Here is a 19,979-nt window from a genome sequence, read left to right as displayed (position 1 = left end):
CCAAAAAGGAGACTGCTTTATTCCAGAAAAATAAATCAGTCCCCTTTTGTCCGAGTGAACGGTTTTAACAATTTATTATGATTCATTCCCAACTCTTCGCTGCCATTCCAAGCCAAATAACGGCTGCCTACGCATTGTCTTGCAGAACCCATCAAGGCCAGGATAAATGTTCGCTGCATTGATATTCATCTGGTTTAACTTCTTTAGACCACTGTAGCGTAGCTTTTTAGGGATTATGTACTTGACCATATCAGGGTTACCTATCTGATAATCTTTAACTATTTCTTCATGCGAATACTTCAATGTGTTTGTAGCCACAAACAACCCTTGTTGAGAAAGCAGACGATGATTAGAAAATGTTGGTTCAAAGGCAAAAAGAAATGGATCATCAGATGCATTCTCACCTTCGAGTACTCTGGAGTAAACTTCAAGGCGATTTTTACCAAAGTATTCGTCGTCATCATTTTTTATAGCATGATGATTTACGCAATAAACTGCAGCATTCCCTTCACCTGCCTCAAGAGCAAAAAATAATGCAATATAGGGAGAAAACGTAAAATCAAGAAGCCTCGTAGGTGCCCCATGGTGCTGCATTAACGACAACCAACTTAGACGATCAGCTTCTTTGGGTAGCGATGATAGATAAATATGTGCGTTGCACATAAAGCGATCAATCATTACTCGCTCATGCTCCAACCTATTCATACGCTTTTCAGTTCTTGCAAATGCCTTATGAATTGCTTGAGCCTCTTCAAATGCTCGATGTAACGAGCTTTCCAACTTCCAAGAGGAATCTATTTGGCCACGATAGATCCATTTTCTATAATGTTTTCGTGATACAGCTTTGTCGTACTCATCCCAGCTCTTGAGAGTTATGATTTCCATTATGATTATTTACTCACAACTATAAATAGACGACACATGTGTCGTAATTTTTTGTCACTCGCTTCTGATAACGATCCTTGCTCATGGTCAGCTCCTTTATCGGCTTTATACGCCCTGAAGCGGTGCAATGCACTTTTCTTCTAAATGGATATATTTAAATTTCACACCCTCAGTCGATTCTTTGAAAACTGCATCAAGGTCATCAAAAGAAGCAGCAACTATCGCCTGGAAGTTATTTTGACTGGCTAGCATGCGAAATAGCGCTTGCTGGCTTTTTGTGGCCATGGAGTGCTGGCCTGGCTCGTCCATCATGATGAAACCGAGGTGATTTCCGTTAATGTCTCTGCTTGATGCTGTTTGGTAAAGAGCCATGATATAACTCCAGATTAAGCGAACGAAGTCACTCGCACTAGAGTTTTGCGCCATATTTCCATTGCGAACGGCCTGCGCTTTTGTCTTGGCATCTGAAGGCGAGTCCACAATTTCTCGCAGTTCCAAGCGGGATAGCTGGGGTAACAGAGAGTCTTCGTTGAAAACAATGTCCGCGACATCAGCGCTATGGTAGTCGAACTCTCCCGCATTACCCCTAAAATGTTGCGCGAATCTTTGGATACGTCTTTTATCCTCTTCAGAATATCTATCTTTGGGGAGTAGCTTTCTCTTGTCTTGGTTTGCCTTGAATGCGGTGGCGAGTTTTGCCATATCTGCAAGTGAGTCTTCAAGTTTGTCAGAGAATTCCTCCAAACGTTCAATCTCCCACTCCAGCAAAACCTGCTTTTTCACAGCAGCTTGAGAGACTATGTTGCCTTTAGCTGCATCTTTGCGCAGAGACGAAAGTACGGATCGCTCTTTCTCAAGTTGACCTGAGTAATTTTGGCATACAATCTCCGCGTCGCGAATTTTCAGTTCCAGGCCCGTTTCTTGTTTAGCGAGCATTTTTGCCTGGCTTTCTAGATAATGAATGTTCGTCTCAATATCCATTGCGGAGCCGGTCAGATTTATGCTGATCAGCGAATCCTCAATATGCTGGTGACACGTCGGGCAAGAATCGCTTGCGGCATGCAGGTGCTTGCTTGCGCCGTATTCCCTAAGCTTTTTCGTGGTTTTGTTACGTGTGAGTTCTTCCTGTGTTTGTGTCTTTATCTGAATGTGGGTGCTTAGAGTTGAATTGAATATCGTCAAATTGCTTAGTGATGTTTCATAATCGTTCACCAGTTTAGTGACGATCGCCGTCTGTTGTTGCAGTTCCTCGGATATTGGAGAGTTCGGAGAACCGTTGTCAGGATTGATAGCCAGTTCAAGGTCTCTGTATTGTCTTTTCAGTGTGGCGATGGTTGTGTAAAGATTCGACTGTTCACCGTTCGCAGTGCGCAACGCTTGTACGTTGTTCTGCTCAAAATCTGAAGCTATTTTGTTTGGAATTCCAGTTAGATTTAGGCGTAAAACCGCTGCTTGCGAGGAGAGTTCTTTTTGCTTGGATGTCCAGTCATTGTTCAGACTGATGGACTCCAAATCCAACTCCATGCGCTGGGATTCTTGATCGAAGACACCTAGGCCAAGTAAGTATTCGACAACGCGCACGCGAGCATTGCTGACGCTATAGTAGGGTATATTCGCTATATAGTCTGTCCAACCACGTTTTTGCTCAATTGCAATCGCAGCAAAAATAGCTTGGAGGTACAGTTTTACTCGCTTTCCGTTGGAGTCGTGAATATTGGGTAAATTTAGACCTAAAAAATGCTCAAGATAAGTAAAAAAGCCTTCCTGATAAACGGCGCTGTAATTGTCGTGAATAAATTTGTAACTAGTGCCGCGCGTGCCTGAGTCAGGCATATGGGATTCTATTACTTCTGCTAGTTTTGTATTGTGAGTCTCGCTTTTGATCCAGCGCCTGATCGTGCTCGTCTCGCCAAGATGATTTTCTATTTCTACGGTTACATAGGACTCAGTTATGTGATGCTTTTTGCTGTCATGAATAACATAGTCTCTGACAGCGTAAGAAAGCGCTGACTCTCCCTTGCCGCCTACAAGCTCCTCCATCCCTAATGAGTATAGTAGGCAGTTCACGATGGTACTTTTGCCCGAGGAGTTGGATCCGCGAATAATATTCAGACCTTTTTGAAAGGTTGTGGCGAAGCCGAACTGTGTTCCTGAACAGGAGATGTCTATGCGAAAAGATTTGATATGCATTGTTTATTCCCAGTCCCTGGCTGTTTTTGTAACCATCGTCTCGGTGAGTTTTTTACCAAGCAGGTCTAATTGTTTTTTTTCTTTGGATAAAAATTCAGGATCGCTATTGATCTTTAGAAGGAACTCTTCGCCTGCGGGTAGGATTATTATTCCAGTCTCCTCCGGCCTCAGCAGGTTCTCTTCCACAGCTATTTGGAGGGCTACTGCAAGAGCTGGATCGAATCCCCAGACAGGTATAGATAGCTGCTTATTTTTTATGGCAGCCTGGAGGTCGGCAATACGAGAGTCTTTTTTTAACGCCCAATTGATCAGATGGAGTTTCAATAGGCTGCATTTCTGGGAGCGACCGCAGACTTTAATTATTAGTAGGCATTGCGCGATCTTGTATAGCGGCCTGTGCTCCGCTAAGACTGGTGCGGGCCGAGGGTTAAACTTTAGCGTAGCCATAATATTTCATTCACTATAGTCGAGTTGGCAGGCGCCCAGCCAGTACGAGATCTCATTAGCCACTATTTGGGAGGCAAGAGCATAGTCTACTGAGGGGTTGAGCTCTCGAATCAAGAGATCCGTTAGTTCGGTTCTGATTTTTTCAGTGAGTACGTCGGGTGTAGCGTTGAGGGTGTCCGACCACTCTTCCACATGCTTATGAAATACTGAGAGAATACGCTTAACCCTTTGGTACAGTAAAGGCGAGGCTTTGTTCAGTTCGTCATGGAAGCGGCTATATCTAAGAAAGCCCTCAAGCGTTGAAGAATAGAGGCGTTCCACCTTGGCCTTGTGAGCGCCATTCTCCATATTGAGTACAACTTTTTGAAAGCCCGCTGCTACTCTGGCAATAGATTTTCGTAGTATGTTTTCTTCGTAATTTATTCTTTCTAAGTCAAAAAATGGTAGCTCTAAAGTAACGCCTGGAATATGAAGGGCTTTTCCTTCCAATGCTTGGAATGCATGAATGTCGACTTCATAATGATCCGCTGTGTGCAAATCTATCCTGAAGTCGGGACTAAGTATGGAAAGATTCCAGGCTCTAGCTTCGGCTTCCTTTGCTTTGGCATGTTTTATTAGCTTGTTATCCGAAATTTCTGGTGTGACAAAGCACCAGTTTTTTATACGAGTGTCGCCGAGCCGAGCAAAAAGCTCCGCCTCATTTGTTCGCAACTTGCCAATATCTTTTGTGATTTTATCTCTTTGCTTTATATATAGCATGTCAGGGTTGTAGTGTTTGTTAGGGCAATAGCATTGGAACGCTATGCCGGTAGCTACATACCCTTCGATTCCCCAATCCCCAGGTGAAGCGGGCATTTCGACATAGCCATCTGCGCCGTGTCGATGCTTGAGTATTCGCTGTAACAGCGATTCCCAAGAGTTCCCGTCAAATAGGCCTAACCTAGATTGAAACATCGGGTCTTGACTCCATTCCTCTATGCTTCTGGCCCCGAGGCTGATCCTTGAGGCGATGTGGTGTTCGCAGAATACTCAGAAGCTTCGGCATAGGCTAGCAAGAGGCTACTACGGGCTCACTAAGGAGCAATTACTCGCCGGAAGGTGACCAGACTCGAGTGGCCGCTTCTGGCCGATAGCAGCCACCCGCAAGCACCGTCACTCCCACTCAAACCGCCCCACCGAAAACAACGAAAGATCCAGCTCACTCTCCCCCCGCAAACACCACTGCGCAAACGCCTCCCCCAGCGCCGCCGAGTGTTTGAACCCATGCCCGGAGCACGCAGACACCACCAACGTGTGCTGCAACCGTGGATGCTCATCAATAATGAAATGCCGATCCGGCGTAACGGTGTAGGCGCAAACCGCTGACTTCACCACCCGATCCGTCAGCCCGGCAATCCGCCCCTTCACCTGCTGCTCGTACATCTCGCGTTCTTCCTCGGCCGAGACTGTGCGATCCAGAGTTTCAGGCGTGGACGTGCTGTGATATTGCGCCGTCGCCACCTTCAAACTGCCCTCCCCCGGCAATGCGGGGAAGCCATAGAAATCGTCGTCCGGGCCGTGAGTGAAGATGAACGTGGGTGAGTGGCCGACCAGTCCCGCGTCAGGCTCGGTCTCGAACCAGAACAGTTTTTGCCGATAGACGCTGAGCAGTCTGTCGAACGGCGCGCCGAGCAAGCCGCCCGCCCAGTTGCCGGCGGTGACCACCAGTTTGTTCGCCCGCACGGTGCGCTGGTCGGTGGTGACGGTGACGCCCTGTTCGTCCGAGCTGATGTGGGTCACGGTCTCGCCCTTGTAGAGCGTGGCGCCGTGTTGTTCGGCCAATCTCAGTTGCACGTCGATGCAGCGTTCGGGCCGTACAAAACCACCTTCGGGCTCGAAGTAGCCAATGGCGTCGTCGCGCACCTGGGCAAACTGCGGGAAGCGCTGGCGGATTTGGGCAGCGTCGAGGACTTCGTGTTCGATGCCGTAGGTCTGTGCCAGGGCGATGGTGCGCAGGGTGAAGTCGGTTTCGTCGGCGGGATCGAAGTCGGGGCTGGAGGTCAGCACCAGCAGGCCGGACTGTTCGAACAGCGACTCGCCTGACAGCGCTTCCAGTTCGCGCCAGATGCGGTGGGAGTTGCGCACGATCGGCACGTATTGCGCGCCCTCGCCCACGGACAGTCGGGTGATGCGGGTGTCGCCATGGCTGGAGCCGAACGTGTGCGGCGGATGGTGGCGGTCGATGCCGACCACGTTGACCCCGGCTTTCGCCAGTTGATACACCGTGGCCGCGCCCATGGCGCCGAGGCCGATGACCAGTGCTTCGCATCGTTCCATGATTGATTTCCGCTCAGGCAAAAGAGCCACAGTGAAGCGGATCAGGCGATGGAAAACAATCCGTTGAAAGCTGTGCTCAGGCAAAAATGCGGGAAGCGAGCTAATGGGCGTCCCATTTACTGTCAATCAGCCGTCTGTCGGTGCTAGCTGTAGTCAAACGAAATTTGATAGTCGTTGGTACTCAGTGCGATCTGATGTTGAAAGTACGGCTGAATAGTCGCGACCCACTTTTCGACGACGTTGAAGCCGCCATTATTGATGTTGCCCTCCACTGGAATGCCTAAGGCATTCAACACTGATTCATCATCCCCCAGATCTTTTGACGTCTCCTCGCCCTGGAATTCCAGGGTTGCTGTGTCGTACCACTCCAGCCTCAGCTCCAGTCCCATCTATTCCTCACAGATATTTTTTTGACGAAAAAAGGGACGGTGGCCCCGTGCCCTTTGCTCTCCGCAGTATCAGTATTTCGCACAGGTGCCCATGAAATACTCCAGTCCGCTCGGGAAGCTGACATTCAGCAGGGCTCCCAGTGCCGCTACCTGATCCTCACTCAGTAACAACTCACCAGGATCCAGTTCGCTCAGGGGCTTGGATTCAATGAGCTGTGCAACTTTTTCATTCATTTCGCTACCGTCGATATCCAACTCGAACTGCAACGTGTCGTCTTGGACGTGATCGGGATAAAAGCCGGTTATTGAAAGGAAGAGCATGGCTTGTTCCTTCATGCAAAAAGGGGCGGATATATTTTCGTGAATAGATCCGCCCGCTTTACTACTTCTTCTTTCTATACGTTGCATGTCAGTTGGAAATAGAAATTTCGATCCGCAATCGACCTACCGGCAAGCTCTTCGATTGCTTGCATTTGTGGATGGCTCAAATCATAGCCTTCCCACCCCTGCGGTTCTTCTTTCCAACCCATGATGGCTTTGATTTGCTCATCACATCCCTGTGGCAATTCGATAACGAAAGCCTGGAAGTCTGTCTCGATGTCAAAAGCTTCTACTAAAAATCTCAAGGTTCAATGCTCCTTTTCTTGCCATTTTTAGATTTTTTATTCTTTTTTGTAGATGACGGCTCGCCTAAAAGTGCCCAGCCCCGCAGGGATTGCGGTGCCGCTTATTTTCTTGAGTGCGACGCCACCGCTGTCATCGGCTTCCCGGCCACCCAGCAAAATCAGCTCGCCGTAATCCTTCAGGCTGTCAGTCGGTACCATCCCCGAAGGATTCGAGTAATCGATGATCGCGTCCGGCAACCTGCAGGACTTGGCAAACACGCAGCCGGCACGCACCGCATCAGGCTTGTTCGCCGCCACCTCACGGCTGCGCTCGAAGGCGTCCTGTCTCGCCAGCATGGCGTCGTACTTGTCTTGTCGGTCTTGCTGATCGGCCAGTTCAGTGGCCGTCATATAGCGGTAGGTGACGTGATGCCCGTCGCCCGCTGGTGGGTTGGGAACCCGGGAAATGTCCTTTTGAACAGCCACTGATTGTCCTTTCGTTCATGCATCGACAGCCCCTCGCAAGGGGCTGCACGACGTTAACGAAGCAGGAAAATCGTGGCTGTAGGACGTATCTCTAAAGACGTGGGGATTGTTCGACGTGAACGGATTGCATCTCGGCAACGACCGCCTCAATCACACACAAAGCCGTCGGCGACAGGCTCCTGCCCTGCAAACTCACCACGCCAATTTCCGAATGAAACCCCGACCTGTCGACAACATGAAGCTCGATCAAACGCCCCACCCGAATGTCTTCAGCCACGGCGCCATGGATGACGCCGAGGATGGTGTCGGTTGAGCCGGCCACGGTCTTGAGCAACGCCACGTCATCGCACTCCAGCACGATGGGCAGTGCCTGGCGGGTGGAGATGCCGAGGGTTCGGGCGGTCTCGAGCTTCACCACTTCCGGCAGGCGCGTCGTGGCGACGCCGTAGCCTTCCAGTTCGCCCATCGCCACTTTGCGCCCGGCCAGCGGGTGCTCCGGACGTACGAAGAAGCCTGCCGAGACCTGGCCCAGCGAACGGATCAGCAGATCGGATTCCGCCGTGAAGTTGCGGATGTCGGCAACAAAGAATTCGATCGCTTCAGCGCGCAGCCGCGCTTCGAGAATCTGCCAGTTGTTCACCTCGACACGCAGGGTGACTGCCGGGTGATCCAGGCGCAGTCGCGGCACCACCTGATGCATCAACATCGCGGCCGGGAACGGGCCGACGCCGAACGCGAGGCTGCCCAGTTGGCGATCGCTGTAGAGCGCCATGTCCCGCTCCAGCGACCGGGCATCGAACAGCAGCCGCCGCGCCCGCTCGATCAGAAACTCCCCCGCCGGCGTCGGGCGGACGTCGCCGGTGTCGCGATCGAACAGGCGCTGCCCGGTTTCGCTCTCCAGCGCCTGAATGCTGCGGCTCAGGGCCGGCTGGCTGAGGTGCACGCGCTCGGCCGCGCGGCCGAAATGGCGTTCATCGGCCAGCGCGAGAAGGTGTGACAGTCGTTTGAGGTCCATTCCAGCGATGCTAGCGACGCATTATCCGGATGTAAACAATGCATTGGATACATCGCTGCCCTGCCCCTAGGCTGGAGCGCATTCGACCCTCGGAGAACAACAAGAATGAAACCGACCCTCTACACGATCCTCGCCCTGACGCTGGTGTCCCTCGCCGGCTGCGACAACAAGCCCAGCATCGCAGCCGGCGACGCCACGCCCGCCACGGCAGCGCTGATCCAGGCGTCGATCAAGGGCCTGGACCTCAGCGACAACCGCGACATGGAAGATGCCCAACGCGGTTTCATCGCCCGCCCCACCGGCAAGATCCTCGGCTCCGACGGCAATGTCCTGATCGATTTCGACGCGTACCGTTTCGTCGAAGGCCAGGCGCCGGCCACTGTCAACCCGAGCCTGTGGCGGCACGCGATGCTCAACGCACAGATCGGCCTGTTCAAGGTCCGCGATGGGATTTACCAGTTGCGCGGTTTCGACATCGCCAACATGACACTGATCGACGGGCAAACCGGCTGGATCGTGGTCGACCCGCTGACCTCCCGGGAATCCGCCGCCGCAGCGCTGGCATTCGCCCGCGAGCATCTGGGCAACAAGCCCGTCACCGCGATCATTTTCACCCACGACCATGCCGACCATTTCGGCGGTGTACTGGGCATCACCTCAAGCAGCGAAGTGGCCCAGCGCAACATTCCCATCGTCGCGCCCGCCGGGTTCATGGAGGAAGCCACCAGCGAAAACATCCTGGCGGGCCCGGCGATGGCGCGGCGTTCGATGTATCAGTTCGGCAAGAACCTGACGCCGGGCGCCACCGGCATCGTCGACACCGGGCTGGGCAAGAACGTCGCCTACGGCAGCATGGGCATCCTGCCCCCGACGCAGATCATCGACCAGCCGATCCAGCCGCTGGTGCTCGACGGCGTCAGCTTTGTGTTCCACAACATGCCCGGCGCGGAGGCCCCGGCCGAGCTGACTTTTTCAATCCCCGCGCTCAAGGCATACGGCGGTGCGGAGCTGCTGACGCAGACCATGCACAACCTGCTGCCGATCCGTGGCGCCAAGGTCCGCGATGCACTGCGCTGGTCCGACTACATGCAAATCGCCCTGGATGAGTTGGGCGACACCGAGGTCTATTTCGGTCAGCACAACTGGCCGATCTGGGGCAACGAGCGGATCCGCGAATTCATCACCAAACACCGCGACGTCTACAAATACCTGCACGACCAGACCGTGCGCCTGATGAATGCCGGTTACACCCCCAACGAGATCGCCGACAAGATCCAGTTGCCGGATTCGCTGGCGTCGTACTTCGGCACTCGCGGCTATTACGGCGACCTGCGCCACAACGTCAAGGCGATCTACCAGCTGTACCTGGGCGCCTACGACGGCAACCCCGCCCACTTGAATCCGCTGGTGCCCAAGGAATCGGCAAAGCGCTACGTCGAATTGATGGGAGGTAACGCCAAGGTGATCGAGGCCGCGCGCGTGGCCTATGACAAGGGCGAATACCGCTGGGTCGCCGAGCTGCTGGATCAGGCCGTGCTGGCCAAACCCGACGACACCGCCGCCAAGGAACTGCTGGCCCGCGCGTACGAACAGATGGGCTATCAGGCGGAATCGGCAACCTGGCGCAACAGCTACCTGACCGCTGCCATGGAGCTGCGCAACGGCCCGCCGGCCAAGGGTGTCAAACGCTCCGACCTGATCGAACTGATGAAGCAGACGCCCACCGAACGTTTCCTCGAAGCCATGGCCGCGAGCCTCGACGGGCCGGCGGCGGTTGGCAAGAACTGGACGTTCAATCTGGTGCTGACCGATACCGACGAATCGTTCGTGCTGTGGATCGAGAACGCCGTGCTGCACTACCGAAAAGGCCCGACGGCGGCGAATGCCAACGCCACGCTGACCGTCACCAAGGACCTGTTCGTCCAACTGCTGGGCGGCACCGCCGGACTGAAGGAAACGCTTACCTCCGATGATCTGAAGGTGGATGGCAGCAAGGTCGATCTCGTGAGGTTTCTGGGGCTGCTGGAAAAGGCGCCGGGGAATTTTGCGATAGTCGCGCGGGCAGGAAACTGATCCGCCGAGGCCATCGATCACCGGAACAGCGGTCGATGGCCTCTGGACGCTTACCCAAGCAAAATCCAATGAAAACCGGAGGCTCGGGCAAAGCTTTCCATTGGATTGTTCAGCATCCTGCGCAACCCGATCGCCGCGAAGCCATCCAGCGTATGGACGTAGAACCTGCACCCGAGCGAAACCCCGAATCCATCGTTTTCATCATCGATGATGACGCTCCTCTGCGCGAGTCGCTTGGCAGCCTGCTGCGCTCCATCGGCCTGCGCGTCGAGCTGTTCGGATCGGTCGCCGACTTCATGCAATACCAGCGACCTGACCTGACCAGTTGCCTGGTGCTCGATGTGCGATTGCAAGGCACCAGCGGGCTGGTCTTTCAGCAGGCGCTCGCCGACGCCAACATCCATTTGCCAATCATTTTCATGACCGGGTACGGCGACATCGCCATGACCGTTCGCGCCATGAAAGCCGGTGCCGTCGATTTCCTGGAAAAACCGTTTCGCGAGCAGGCCATGATCGACGCCGTGGTCGCCGCGCATACGCGGGACAGGTCGCGCCGCGAGTGCGAACGCCGCCAAAATGAATTGCGCACACGCCACGGGACACTCACGGTCAGAGAGCAAGCGGTGATGGCGCTGGCCGTCTCGGGTCTGATAAACAAGCAGATCGCCAGTGCCATCGGCCTGAGCGAGATCACCGTGAAAATTCACCGCAGCCAGGCCATGCGCAAGATGCGCGCGCAGTCGTTTGCCGATCTGGTTCGAATGGCCGAAAGTCTGGGCATTAACCATTAGATGTATCGCCCTTATGCGGCGCGCATAGAGTTGCTTATATACGTTGGTATGACTTCTCCATACGCTGGCAGGATAAAACCAAACTTATGCAACATGGTTGATCCCTACCGCCAACAGTAAAATCCCTCCATCAAATGCGACGGCCGGCAAAGTTATTGACTTCGCGGTTTCCTCGCGCGCCGACACTTGTCGATCCACTCATTGACTCAGGGATGACTGATCAACATGTATGACTTTTTTGAAGACCCGTACCGCGTGCTGAAGTTGTCCCACGTGTTGCTGGTCGGTGGCCTGGGCATGTTGATGGTGGGGATTTTCCTGGCTTATGTGTTTGACGCTCACCTGACCTTGCCCACGCTGGTCGGTGCGCACGGGATGACGATCCTCGGGCCGACCGCGATCAAGCTGGGCTACGTCATGCGCTTGATTGCGTACAACCGTATTCGCCTGGCAGCACAGGAACATGGAGTTTCCCACTAGAAGTATTCGATTGAATTCAAACCTGTCTGGTTGCAACCGGAAGTTCATTAACGAAGTCCCACTACGACTCAGGATGATCACGATGAAAACTATTGGATTGGTATTACCCGTCGCCATTGTTTCAGCCACCTGGATAGTTGCCACTCATGCATTCGGCGCAAATTGCCTGCCCGATATGCCGGTGGCCAACAGACAGGAAACCAGTGCTCCGGATTCAGAAACTTCATCAGTGCAACAGCACCGAGCCAGAAAGGCGCCGACCCAGATTGCCGAAGGGGGTTCGGATCGGCTGATGGAGCGTCGTGTTGCCGAGGGCGGTTCGGATCGTCTGATCGAACGCCGCGTGGCCGAAGGCGGATCCGATCGCCTGATCGAACGCCGCGTGGCCGAAGGCGGCTCCGATCGCCTGATCGAACGCCGCGTGGCCGAAGGCGGATCCGATCGCCTGATCGAACGCCGGGTAGCCAGCAATCAGTACGATGCCGCGATGAACATGCGAATGCATTTTTCGATGGATTGATTGGCCGGCTGAGTCCTTACTCCGGCAACCCCGCCAACCGCAAACCTTCGGCAAACCGGGCAACGTCTTCAGGCCGTTGAATGGGCAGCCACGCGCTCAGGCTGGACACCCGCAATGTCGGGTCCAGCCGGCGCACCCGTTCCATGGCCTGCCCGGCTTTGTCGGCTCGTCCATTGAGCGCGTGGCTGGCGGCGATCAGGGCCGCCGCTACCAGCAGACTGGGCAGGTTTCCCTGCGCTTTCTCGGCCCAGGAAACCGAACATTCGAAGCGACCGGCGAAGAAGTGCGCCAGCGCCATGCCGACCTGCATGCGGAACATTTCCGGATCCAGCGGGCTCAGTCGCACGGCATGTTCAAGATTGGCAATGGCGGCTTCGGTTTCGCCACCCAAGGCGCACAGGATGCCACCCAGATACCAGGCCGGCGCCAGATTAGGGTTGAGCAATCGAGCTCGATCAAGCAGGGCGATGCCGCAGTCGACATCCCCGGTCAGATGGGCCAGGGCATGACCGCAACGGGTCAGCGCCACCGCGTCGTCACGCCCCAGCTCCACGCCCATGCGCGCCAGCCGCGCACCTTCGGCGATTTCCCGGGGCCGGTCGGTCATCCAGCCGTTGAGCTTGCGCCAGAAATGGCACCACGCGGCCATGCCGTATGCCGAGGCAAATTCCGGATCCAGTTCAATCGCCCGGTAGAACAACGCCAGTGCCTGCTCGATCGCCTCTCGGGTGCCGATGTGCAGTTTGGCCGTGCCCCGCAGGTAGTAATCGTAGGCATCGAGGCTGTCGGTGGGCTTGCGCTTGGCCCGCTCGATTTCCGCTCGTTCAAGCTGCGGCGCAATGGCGCCCACTACGCTCTCGGCCACTTGATCCTGGAGTTCGAAAATATCGTCGAGCAGGCCTTCGAAGCGCTCGGCCCACAGATGCGTGCCGCTGCACGCATCAATCAACTGGCCGGTGATGCGGATCTTGTTGCCGCTCTTGCGCACGCTGCCTTCCAGCACGTAACGCACGCCCAGTTCCAGCCCGACGCCCCGCGCGTCGACCGCCCTGCCCTTGTAGGTGAAGCTGGAGTTGCGGGCGATGACGAACAGCCAACGCAGGCGCGACAGCGCGGTGATGATGTCTTCGACGATGCCGTCGGCGAAGTAGTCCTGCGCGGGGTCGCCGCTGAGATTCTGGAACGGCAGGACGGTGATCGACGGCTTTTCCGGCAGGACAAGTGTCGTGGCCACTTCGGGTATCGCAGGCGCTTCGGGCGCATTGACGGGGCTGTCGCTCAAGGTGATTTCGCCGACGAAGCGATAGCCCTTGCGCGGCACCGTACGCACCAGGCGCTGCTGCTCACCGGTGTCGCCGATGACCTTGCGCACGGCGTTGATGTGGCTGGTAATGGTCGACTCGGAAACGATCCGGCCACTCCACACGGCGCTCAACAATTCGTCCTTGCTCACCACCCGCTCGCGGTTGCTGACTAGCAGCAACAGCAGATCGAAGACCTGCGGCCCGACCGTCACGACTTGCCCGCGCCAGGTCAGTTCCCGGCGCAGCTGATCGAGCAGGTAGTCTTCAAACGCGAATTGCACGGTGGCTGTTCTCTGGTCTGGCGCCCCCGACTCCGTGTCCGAGCGGGCGATTGTCGTGCGCCCAATGATACGGCAGACCCTGGGCCGTCGCACCGGTCTGGGCATTGGTCTACGCATCTGCCGACGGATTGGCCTGTCTGGACAAAAAACCAAGGCAAATCCAAGGTCACCACAAGGATTTGCCCGAGCGCCGCAAGCATGCTCATGCCACATCGACAGCAACGGTTGCGGTCGGCAAGTGGAGAGATGTCATGAAGATAGTCGTTATCGGAGGCACCGGCCTCATCGGATCGAAACTTGTGAACAATCTGCGCGAACGCGGCCACGACGCACTCGCCGCCTCGCCTAACACCGGCGTCAACAGCATCACCCGCGAAGGCCTGGCCGAAGCAATGGACGGTGCCCAGGTGGTGGTCGACGTGTCCAACGCGCCGTCGTGGGAAGACCAGGCCGTACTCGACTTTTTCGAGACCTCTACCCGCAACCTGCTTGCCGCCGAAGCCGCCGCCGGGGTTCGCCATCACGTTGCGCTGTCGATTGTCGGCAGTGAGCGCCTGCCCGCCAACGGTTACTTCCGCGCCAAGGTCGCGCAGGAGAATCTGATCAAGGCGTCCGGCATTCCATACAGCCTGTTACGGGCCACGCAGTTCTTCGAATTTGTCGGCGGCATCGCCCAGTCCGCCACCGTCGGCGACGAAGTGCGCCTGTCGCCGGCATTGATCCAGCCCATGGCCTCCGACGATGTCGCCGCCGCACTCACCGACGTGGCACTGGCCGCGCCGATCAACGGCACACAGGAAATTGCCGGCCCCGAAGCCATGCCGCTCGACGAGTTGGTCCGGCGTTTTTTCCGCGCCACCCACGACACCCGCAAAGTGATCCCGGACGTCCACGCCCGCTACTTCGGCGACGTGCTCGACGACCAGTCGCTCACCCCCGGTAGCAGCAACCCGCGCCTGGGCTCGACGCGCTTTGAAGACTGGCTGGCGCAATCGATCCAGCGCTAACCCCCCCATCCGCTTAGAAGGAGTCTCGCCATGTTCAGCCGAATCCTGCTGGCCGCCACGTTTGCGGCCCTTTCAATCTCATCCGTCTCGGCCGCCGAGCCGCAGGGGGGCAAGGTCACCGTGGTGTTCGACCGTGCCCTGCCCAACGTCCCGGGCAAATCCATGCGGGGCGTGCTGGTGGAATACGCGCCCGGTGGATCTTCGCCGGCGCACTTTCATCCGAAGTCCGCGTTCATCTACGCCACGGTGCTTGAGGGCGCCGTGCGCAGCAAGGTCGGCGACGGGCCGGAGAAGGTTTACAAGGCGGGGGAAAACTTCGTCGAACAACCGGGCGACTTCCACGCGGTGAGCGCCAATGCCAGCACCACCGAACCGTCACGTCTGCTGGCAGTGTTCGTGCTCGACAGCAACGAGACCGACCTGGTCAAACCGGTCAAGCCGTAACCGATCCATTCGCCGATCCACCTTCGGCAGCCCGGCTGCCGAAGGAATCGGCCTTGCGCGGGACCCCGAACATGAACGCGCCCCGGCCCACCACCGCCAGCACGGTGCAATCCGAAACAACGCCGGCGACACCGCGCCAAGGCAAGCGCAAGGCGGCAGGACTGCTGTTGTGCGCCCCCGCTCTGGCGATTGTGGCGGGCGGTTATATCGTGCTGTACGGCGGCAAAAGTATCTCGACCGACAACGCCTATGTGCGTGGCGATGTCACGTCACTGGCGGCCGAGATTGCCGGTTACGTCACCAGCGTCGAGGTGCGCGACAACCAGTCGGTACAGAGCGGCGACGTGCTGTTTCGCATCGACGATCAGGACTATCGCGCCCGCCTCGCCCAGGCCGAAGCCAACTTCAAATCGGCACAGGCACGCCTGAGCGATGTCGATGCCCAGACGCAACTGCAACATGCGCAGATTCGCCAGGTCGAGTCCGAGCGCCGCTCCGCCGCCGCGCAGATGAACCTCGCCGGCAAGACCCACGACCGCAACCGCAAACTGGTCGCCAGCAATGCCGTGAGCATGGCGCTGGTCGATGAGACGGCGGCGGCCCGTGCCGCGACCAGTCTGCTGGGGCGAACGGTGTCGGAGCAGTCGCTGGTGATCGCCTTTGACAGTGCGTTCATGGCGGTGACGTTGCTATTTGCGGTGGCGGCACCGCTGCTGGTGGCGATCAAGATCGGCTTTGCGAAACAAGCCGGATCAAAACATTGATCTTTCACCCCGCACTCAGTGAAAACCCCGGGTACACGTCGGGGGTACGTTGCTTTCTTCGAAAACAGAATCAGGCAAGTAATCGGTAGAAATACACTACAGGCTGTGCGAGCAATCCGGGAAGAATGGTTCTTCGATACATTCATCAAGGACTTTCCCATGCTCGTACACGCCTACGGCGCCCATGCCGGCGACCAACTCCTTGAGCCGATGCAGATCAATCGCCGCGCTCCGGCGGCCCATGATGTGCAGATCGATATCGCCTTCTGCGGCATCTGCCACTCCGACCTGCACCAGGTGCGCGCCGAATGGGCCGGAACGCAATTCCCTTGCGTGCCCGGGCACGAAATTGTCGGCCGTGTTTCGGCGGTCGGCGCCCATGTGTCCGACTACAAGGTCGGTGATCTGGTAGGTGTCGGCTGCATCGTCGACAGCTGCAAACACTGCGACGATTGTGAAACCGGTCTGGAAAACTACTGCGACGGCATGATCGGCACTTACAACTTCCCGACCCCGGACGCACCGGGCTGGACCCTTGGCGGCTACTCGCAAAACATCGTGGTGCATGAGCGCTACGTGCTGCGTATCCGCCATCCTGAAGCTCAATTGGCTGCCGTCGCGCCGCTGCTGTGTGCGGGCATCACCACCTACTCGCCGCTGCGTCAGTGGAATGCCGGGCCGGGCAAAAAGGTCGGTGTGGTCGGTATCGGTGGCCTGGGCCACATGGGCATCAAACTGGCCCATGCGATGGGCGCGCATGTCGTGGCGTTCACCACCTCCGAGTCCAAGCGCGAAGCCGCCAAGGCACTGGGCGCCGATGAGGTGGTGGTGTCGCGCAACGCCGAGGAAATGGCCACGCACACGAAGAGCTTCGACTTGATCCTCAACACCGTCGCCGCGCCTCACGATCTCGACGAGTATCTGGTGCTGCTCAAGCGCGACGGCGCCCTGACGCTGGTCGGCGCGCCCGCCTCGCCGCATCCGTCACCGAACGTGTTCAACCTGATCATGAAGCGCCGGACCATCGCCGGTTCGATGATCGGCGGCATTGCCGAAACCCAGGAGATGCTGGATTTCTGTGCCGAGCACGGCATCGTTTCCGACATCGAGCTGATTCGCGCCGATCAGATCAACGCGTCCTACGAGCGGATGCTGCAAGGCGACGTGAAGTATCGGTTTGTGATCGATAACGCGACGCTGGCTGGCTGAATACATCATGACGAAAGAAACCCGCAGACTTTGACCGGCGCGAAGGTAGCCCCTGTTTCCAGTGGGGGCTATCTTCTGATTCGTTTTCATGTCAACGGTCTGTTTCACTCATGAAAGCGCCTGCTCTTTATATTTCAGCAAAATCTTTTCGATAATCAACGAACGAATGTGCAATGCTGAAATTTTATGTTTGTCGGCAAACTCTTTTGCTAGCGTCCCTACAGTGGTGGTCCGTATTTTTTCGTCCTCATAATATTCAATTTTCACATCATCTTCCCACGTCAACGTAGCCAGATAGTCATCGCGCAACTTCCCGTATGCCTGAGTCAAGAACACATTCCCCATGTCGACTTTTTCAATGGTTCTGCTCTTCACCCGAAAGGTTTTATGATCGATTCTGCCTCTGGATCGCCAGCTTCTTTCTTCTGCTACAAATGTTGCGGTCACATCAGAGTCTTCTGAGGATGTGATGAAGCACGGGTCATACATCAACTCGTCACTGATCATGATGACCTGTTCAAGCGGCCGTCCACCGCCCCCCTCGCTCTTTTTAGCCTCGACCATCATCCCGACCTGAGCGCCATCTTCAACTTCATCGGCAACTACAGGATCGCGCCATTTATAAACAGGAACTCCGGAACCACTGCCCATAGAGGAATATCGATAGGTGGATTTGAAGGGAAGTTTATCTTCCCTGTCAGTCTCGTAACCGCTCTGCAGGTTGCCGGTATTGACAACGTTGACATCCGACATCACGACAATGCCTCTGTGACTGTAATGCAGTCCGGCTTGTTGGGCGGCAAGCCTTGAAACACCAAAGCCTGCAATCGGTTGATCGCACGTCCAGGAGACAATTCCGACGTTAAGTTTTTCCATGACGTCTCCGACATTATCCATATAACACTTTGCCTCCGCGCCATGGACAACGAGGAACGTAGGGCGTTCTTCGGCATGGGCCGCCCACAAAAGTGCTCTGCAGAAATTGATGTCTTTCAGCAGCGCAGGACAACCAATTGTCGGAACAGCCATGACTTTGCGATGAACGTCATTGCATCCGGGCTTCAGCAACATTTCAAACTTGAACTTGACCTTTGCCCTTCCTCGTCGTTGGCGCAGCTCTTCACACTGCGCTGGCAAATAAATATTAGAGCAACCCACGGGCTGATATTTCATGGCGCCTTTGCCACCGTTATCGTGATATCGATAAACGAATGAGCAATAGGCCACCGCATCACCCTTTTTGAAATCTGAAAGTTTCGCCGGTAATTGCGGGTAACCCAATCCGAGTGCCACACTGAATGTGTGGTCAAAAATCTCTATCGGGCACTCTTGCATGATCATGTGTTCGGCGAAGTGTTCGTCATCCTCATCATAGATACCGGATGCCGCCTGGATATCCTCTTCCATCATGCTGGATTGATCCATTTCCATCTCGACACGCTCCGTCACCGTCCCTAGATATGAAACTCGTAGATCCTGTTGCCCTTGCTTTCGCGCGTTCGCGCCAGCTCTTTCCACCCCAATGTCTCGACCAAGCGTATCGACGGCAGGTTCGTTCGTGCAATGTTCGCCCGTAACCTTATCGAGTGCGGTTGTTTGCTCAGATGCACAAGCAGTTTTCCAATGGCATTGGTGGCAACTCCATAGCCCCAGAACGGCCGGGCGACCCAATAGGCGATGGATGTGAAGGGCAGTTCGTTACGTAACGTGATCGCTCCAATGAATCCAGCCTCCGAGTGTCTGATCGCGTAGGCCTCCTGACCATTTCCGGCACTGACCGACCTGATGTGCGTCCGAATCTGTTCCAGACTTATACGCGGCAGCATTCGGCCAAGCCTCCAGACATCCGGGTGTAGTGCATAGTGGAAATATCGCTCGGCATGGACTGTCGCCAAAGGCTCAATGGATATCGAAGGGCGAACCGGCGCGCAGACTCCAGCGCTTCGGGAAAGCCTGCCTGCGAACGGATTGTCGAACGGAAACGGAGTTTGCGCTCGAGTGACGATATCGTTGTCGGCAGCACGCTCCCAGATGTCCGTTTTCATACCTTCGAACAACGGTGTCATGCGCCGGCTCTTGTCCGGCCCCGCCGAGATCAATAAATCATGTGCAGCGGGATACTCTGCAAACAGCGGCCCGACTACAAAGCAAAGCCGTATGAATGAGCGAAGATCCGGCGCCTCTCGCAAAGTGTATTTCTCAGCCATCTCCAGCGCCGTTGCCAGCCGAGCGTCCATCTCCGCCGATGACAATCCCATAACGGTATGCGGGGCTGTTTCCTTCAGGTCAAGTATCACCTTCCTGCCAACTTGTTCGCGCGCGTTGTAGTTGAACGCCTCCATCTGCTCATGCCTGATCATCAGCATACAATCGACCGTCCCTTGGTTTATTGGCATGCCTGCCTACGCCAAACTCACGTTTGCACACCTTCAACTCCACAGGATAGTGGCATTCAGCCATTTTGCAGACTACCTTATGCATGCCGCATCAACCGCATACCGGCAAATCGCCCGACGCGCGGGAATGGCGACTCAGACACAAGCGCTGTCAGCCATAGGGTCGCTTCAGCTTTAAAAGGAATGGATTTCAATCTGGCGCAACGTCTCGTTGTGCCGACAAGGACGGAGTTCAAGGCATGCTGGACGCCAACGCTACCCACATTACCCTCACGCTCGAAGGCGCTTCGGCCGACCTGCAAGTCCTCAGCTTCACCGGTCGCGAAGCCCTCAACGAACCGTTCCGTTTCGACATCGAACTGGTCAGCGCCCGTCCC

20 protein-coding genes and 2 pseudogenes are annotated in these 19,979 nt (G+C 56.0%); 9 read left to right on the top strand and 13 right to left on the bottom strand.

Features of this window, described 5'->3' with window-relative positions; translation table 11 throughout:
• Positions 1-75: 75 nt before the first annotated feature.
• The 10 genes and pseudogenes from CAG25_RS13530 to CAG25_RS13485 all read right to left on the bottom strand — a co-directional run bounded on the left by CAG25_RS13530 (position 76) and on the right by CAG25_RS13485 (position 8,333).
• Positions 76-885 (bottom strand): FRG domain-containing protein, encoded by an 810-nt coding sequence (locus CAG25_RS13530; RefSeq protein ID WP_085611912.1) that lies wholly within the window; start codon positions 883-885, stop codon positions 76-78.
• 105 nt (positions 886-990) lie between these two features.
• Positions 991-3,075, bottom strand: coding sequence for an AAA family ATPase (locus CAG25_RS13525; RefSeq protein WP_085611913.1), 2,085 nt, complete (start codon positions 3,073-3,075; stop codon positions 991-993).
• A gap of 3 nt (positions 3,076-3,078) precedes the next feature.
• Entirely contained in the window at positions 3,079-3,399 is a 321-nt protein-coding gene (locus CAG25_RS13520; protein ID WP_143492919.1) for a hypothetical protein, read from the bottom strand.
• A gap of 129 nt (positions 3,400-3,528) precedes the next feature.
• The gene (locus CAG25_RS13515; protein WP_178076465.1) at positions 3,529-4,377 is read right to left on the bottom strand and encodes a hypothetical protein; all 849 of its coding nucleotides are present in this window, start codon (positions 4,375-4,377) and stop codon (positions 3,529-3,531) included.
• Between the two features lie 297 nt (positions 4,378-4,674).
• Positions 4,675-5,838 (bottom strand): N-methyl-L-tryptophan oxidase, encoded by a 1,164-nt coding sequence (solA, locus tag CAG25_RS13510; protein ID WP_178076466.1) that lies wholly within the window; start codon positions 5,836-5,838, stop codon positions 4,675-4,677.
• A 143-nt stretch (positions 5,839-5,981) separates the two neighbouring features.
• Positions 5,982-6,227: a colicin E3-like toxin immunity protein gene (locus CAG25_RS13505; protein ID WP_085611916.1), complete on the bottom strand. Its 246-nt coding sequence runs from the start codon at positions 6,225-6,227 to the stop codon at positions 5,982-5,984.
• A gap of 69 nt (positions 6,228-6,296) precedes the next feature.
• Entirely contained in the window at positions 6,297-6,548 is a 252-nt protein-coding gene (locus CAG25_RS13500) for a pyocin S6 family toxin immunity protein (RefSeq protein WP_085611917.1), read from the bottom strand.
• A gap of 74 nt (positions 6,549-6,622) precedes the next feature.
• Positions 6,623-6,853 (bottom strand): hypothetical protein, encoded by a 231-nt coding sequence (locus tag CAG25_RS13495; protein ID WP_085611918.1) that lies wholly within the window; start codon positions 6,851-6,853, stop codon positions 6,623-6,625.
• Positions 6,854-6,910: 57 nt separating this feature from the next.
• Positions 6,911-7,318: pseudogene (locus CAG25_RS13490) on the bottom strand (toxin); the annotation flags it as partial.
• Positions 7,319-7,409: 91 nt separating this feature from the next.
• A complete protein-coding gene (locus CAG25_RS13485) occupies positions 7,410-8,333 on the bottom strand; it encodes a LysR family transcriptional regulator (protein ID WP_085611919.1) in 924 nt (307 codons plus the stop codon).
• Positions 8,334-8,438: 105 nt separating this feature from the next.
• Here CAG25_RS13485 and CAG25_RS13480 point away from each other — a divergent pair, with 105 nt between their 5' ends.
• From CAG25_RS13480 to CAG25_RS13465, 4 genes are all read left to right on the top strand, one after another.
• A complete protein-coding gene (locus CAG25_RS13480; RefSeq protein WP_085611920.1) occupies positions 8,439-10,406 on the top strand; it encodes an alkyl/aryl-sulfatase in 1,968 nt (655 codons plus the stop codon).
• Between the two features lie 152 nt (positions 10,407-10,558).
• Complete coding sequence (locus tag CAG25_RS13475) at positions 10,559-11,197, top strand: response regulator transcription factor (RefSeq protein WP_085611941.1); 639 nt, start codon at positions 10,559-10,561, stop codon at positions 11,195-11,197.
• A gap of 225 nt (positions 11,198-11,422) precedes the next feature.
• Positions 11,423-11,677 carry a transmembrane sensor/regulator PpyR gene (locus CAG25_RS13470; RefSeq protein WP_085611921.1) on the top strand — a complete coding sequence of 85 codons (255 nt, stop codon included), beginning with the start codon at positions 11,423-11,425 and terminating at the stop codon, positions 11,675-11,677.
• 82 nt (positions 11,678-11,759) lie between these two features.
• Positions 11,760-12,197, top strand: a complete 438-nt coding sequence (locus CAG25_RS13465) for a phage infection protein (RefSeq protein WP_143492921.1) — start codon at positions 11,760-11,762, stop codon at positions 12,195-12,197.
• A 16-nt stretch (positions 12,198-12,213) separates the two neighbouring features.
• On the opposite strand, the gene CAG25_RS13460 is transcribed toward CAG25_RS13465, so the two are convergent.
• The gene (locus CAG25_RS13460) at positions 12,214-13,782 is read right to left on the bottom strand and encodes a winged helix-turn-helix domain-containing protein (RefSeq protein WP_085611923.1); all 1,569 of its coding nucleotides are present in this window, start codon (positions 13,780-13,782) and stop codon (positions 12,214-12,216) included.
• Between the two features lie 251 nt (positions 13,783-14,033).
• On the opposite strand from CAG25_RS13460, the gene CAG25_RS13455 reads away from it, so the two are divergent.
• The 4 genes from CAG25_RS13455 (at position 14,034) to CAG25_RS13440 (ending at position 17,206) form a co-directional block, all read left to right on the top strand.
• Positions 14,034-14,789 carry an SDR family oxidoreductase gene (locus CAG25_RS13455; RefSeq protein WP_085611924.1) on the top strand — a complete coding sequence of 252 codons (756 nt, stop codon included), beginning with the start codon at positions 14,034-14,036 and terminating at the stop codon, positions 14,787-14,789.
• A gap of 30 nt (positions 14,790-14,819) precedes the next feature.
• Entirely contained in the window at positions 14,820-15,233 is a 414-nt protein-coding gene (locus CAG25_RS13450) for a cupin domain-containing protein (RefSeq protein WP_064595669.1), read from the top strand.
• Between the two features lie 71 nt (positions 15,234-15,304).
• A complete protein-coding gene (locus CAG25_RS13445; protein WP_371857716.1) occupies positions 15,305-15,997 on the top strand; it encodes an HlyD family secretion protein in 693 nt (230 codons plus the stop codon).
• A 159-nt stretch (positions 15,998-16,156) separates the two neighbouring features.
• On the top strand, positions 16,157-17,206 hold the full coding sequence (locus CAG25_RS13440; protein ID WP_085611925.1) for an NAD(P)-dependent alcohol dehydrogenase: 1,050 nt from the start codon (positions 16,157-16,159) through the stop codon (positions 17,204-17,206).
• 108 nt (positions 17,207-17,314) lie between these two features.
• Here the strand turns inward: CAG25_RS13440 and CAG25_RS13435 are convergent, their stop codons facing one another.
• The gene (locus CAG25_RS13435; RefSeq protein ID WP_085611926.1) at positions 17,315-18,637 is read right to left on the bottom strand and encodes a hypothetical protein; all 1,323 of its coding nucleotides are present in this window, start codon (positions 18,635-18,637) and stop codon (positions 17,315-17,317) included.
• 23 nt (positions 18,638-18,660) lie between these two features.
• Entirely contained in the window at positions 18,661-19,572 is a 912-nt protein-coding gene (locus tag CAG25_RS13430) for a GNAT family N-acetyltransferase (protein ID WP_158090091.1), read from the bottom strand.
• 269 nt (positions 19,573-19,841) lie between these two features.
• Between CAG25_RS13430 and CAG25_RS28855 the strand changes: the two are divergent.
• Positions 19,842-19,979 (top strand): annotated as a pseudogene (locus CAG25_RS28855) (type VI secretion system tip protein VgrG); the annotation flags it as partial.

It is taken from the genome of Pseudomonas sp. B16(2017), assembly GCF_002113205.1.
Taxonomy (GTDB): domain Bacteria; phylum Pseudomonadota; class Gammaproteobacteria; order Pseudomonadales; family Pseudomonadaceae; genus Aquipseudomonas; species Aquipseudomonas pharyngis.
Note: the sequence above shows the minus strand (reverse complement) of the source record. Positions and strands in the feature narration are given on the sequence as shown.

Excerpts from the sequence above, each read along its gene's own strand:
- CAG25_RS13530 (WP_085611912.1), bottom strand. The coding sequence starts at position 885 with ATGGAAATCATAACTCTCAAGAGCTGGGATGAGTACGACAAAGCTGTA.
- CAG25_RS13525 (WP_085611913.1), bottom strand. The coding sequence starts at position 3,075 with ATGCATATCAAATCTTTTCGCATAGACATCTCCTGTTCAGGAACACAG.
- CAG25_RS13515 (WP_178076465.1), bottom strand. The coding sequence starts at position 4,377 with ATGCCCGCTTCACCTGGGGATTGGGGAATCGAAGGGTATGTAGCTACC.
- solA (WP_178076466.1), bottom strand. The coding sequence starts at position 5,838 with ATGGAACGATGCGAAGCACTGGTCATCGGCCTCGGCGCCATGGGCGCG.
- CAG25_RS13505 (WP_085611916.1), bottom strand. The coding sequence starts at position 6,227 with ATGGGACTGGAGCTGAGGCTGGAGTGGTACGACACAGCAACCCTGGAA.
- CAG25_RS13500 (WP_085611917.1), bottom strand. The coding sequence starts at position 6,548 with ATGCTCTTCCTTTCAATAACCGGCTTTTATCCCGATCACGTCCAAGAC.
- CAG25_RS13485 (WP_085611919.1), bottom strand. The coding sequence starts at position 8,333 with ATGGACCTCAAACGACTGTCACACCTTCTCGCGCTGGCCGATGAACGC.
- CAG25_RS13480 (WP_085611920.1), top strand. The coding sequence starts at position 8,439 with ATGAAACCGACCCTCTACACGATCCTCGCCCTGACGCTGGTGTCCCTC.
- CAG25_RS13475 (WP_085611941.1), top strand. The coding sequence starts at position 10,559 with ATGGACGTAGAACCTGCACCCGAGCGAAACCCCGAATCCATCGTTTTC.
- CAG25_RS13470 (WP_085611921.1), top strand. The coding sequence starts at position 11,423 with ATGTATGACTTTTTTGAAGACCCGTACCGCGTGCTGAAGTTGTCCCAC.
- CAG25_RS13465 (WP_143492921.1), top strand. The coding sequence starts at position 11,760 with ATGAAAACTATTGGATTGGTATTACCCGTCGCCATTGTTTCAGCCACC.
- CAG25_RS13455 (WP_085611924.1), top strand. The coding sequence starts at position 14,034 with ATGAAGATAGTCGTTATCGGAGGCACCGGCCTCATCGGATCGAAACTT.
- CAG25_RS13450 (WP_064595669.1), top strand. The coding sequence starts at position 14,820 with ATGTTCAGCCGAATCCTGCTGGCCGCCACGTTTGCGGCCCTTTCAATC.
- CAG25_RS13445 (WP_371857716.1), top strand. The coding sequence starts at position 15,305 with ATGAACGCGCCCCGGCCCACCACCGCCAGCACGGTGCAATCCGAAACA.
- CAG25_RS13440 (WP_085611925.1), top strand. The coding sequence starts at position 16,157 with ATGCTCGTACACGCCTACGGCGCCCATGCCGGCGACCAACTCCTTGAG.
- CAG25_RS13435 (WP_085611926.1), bottom strand. The coding sequence starts at position 18,637 with ATGGAAATGGATCAATCCAGCATGATGGAAGAGGATATCCAGGCGGCA.
- CAG25_RS13430 (WP_158090091.1), bottom strand. The coding sequence starts at position 19,572 with ATGCTGATGATCAGGCATGAGCAGATGGAGGCGTTCAACTACAACGCG.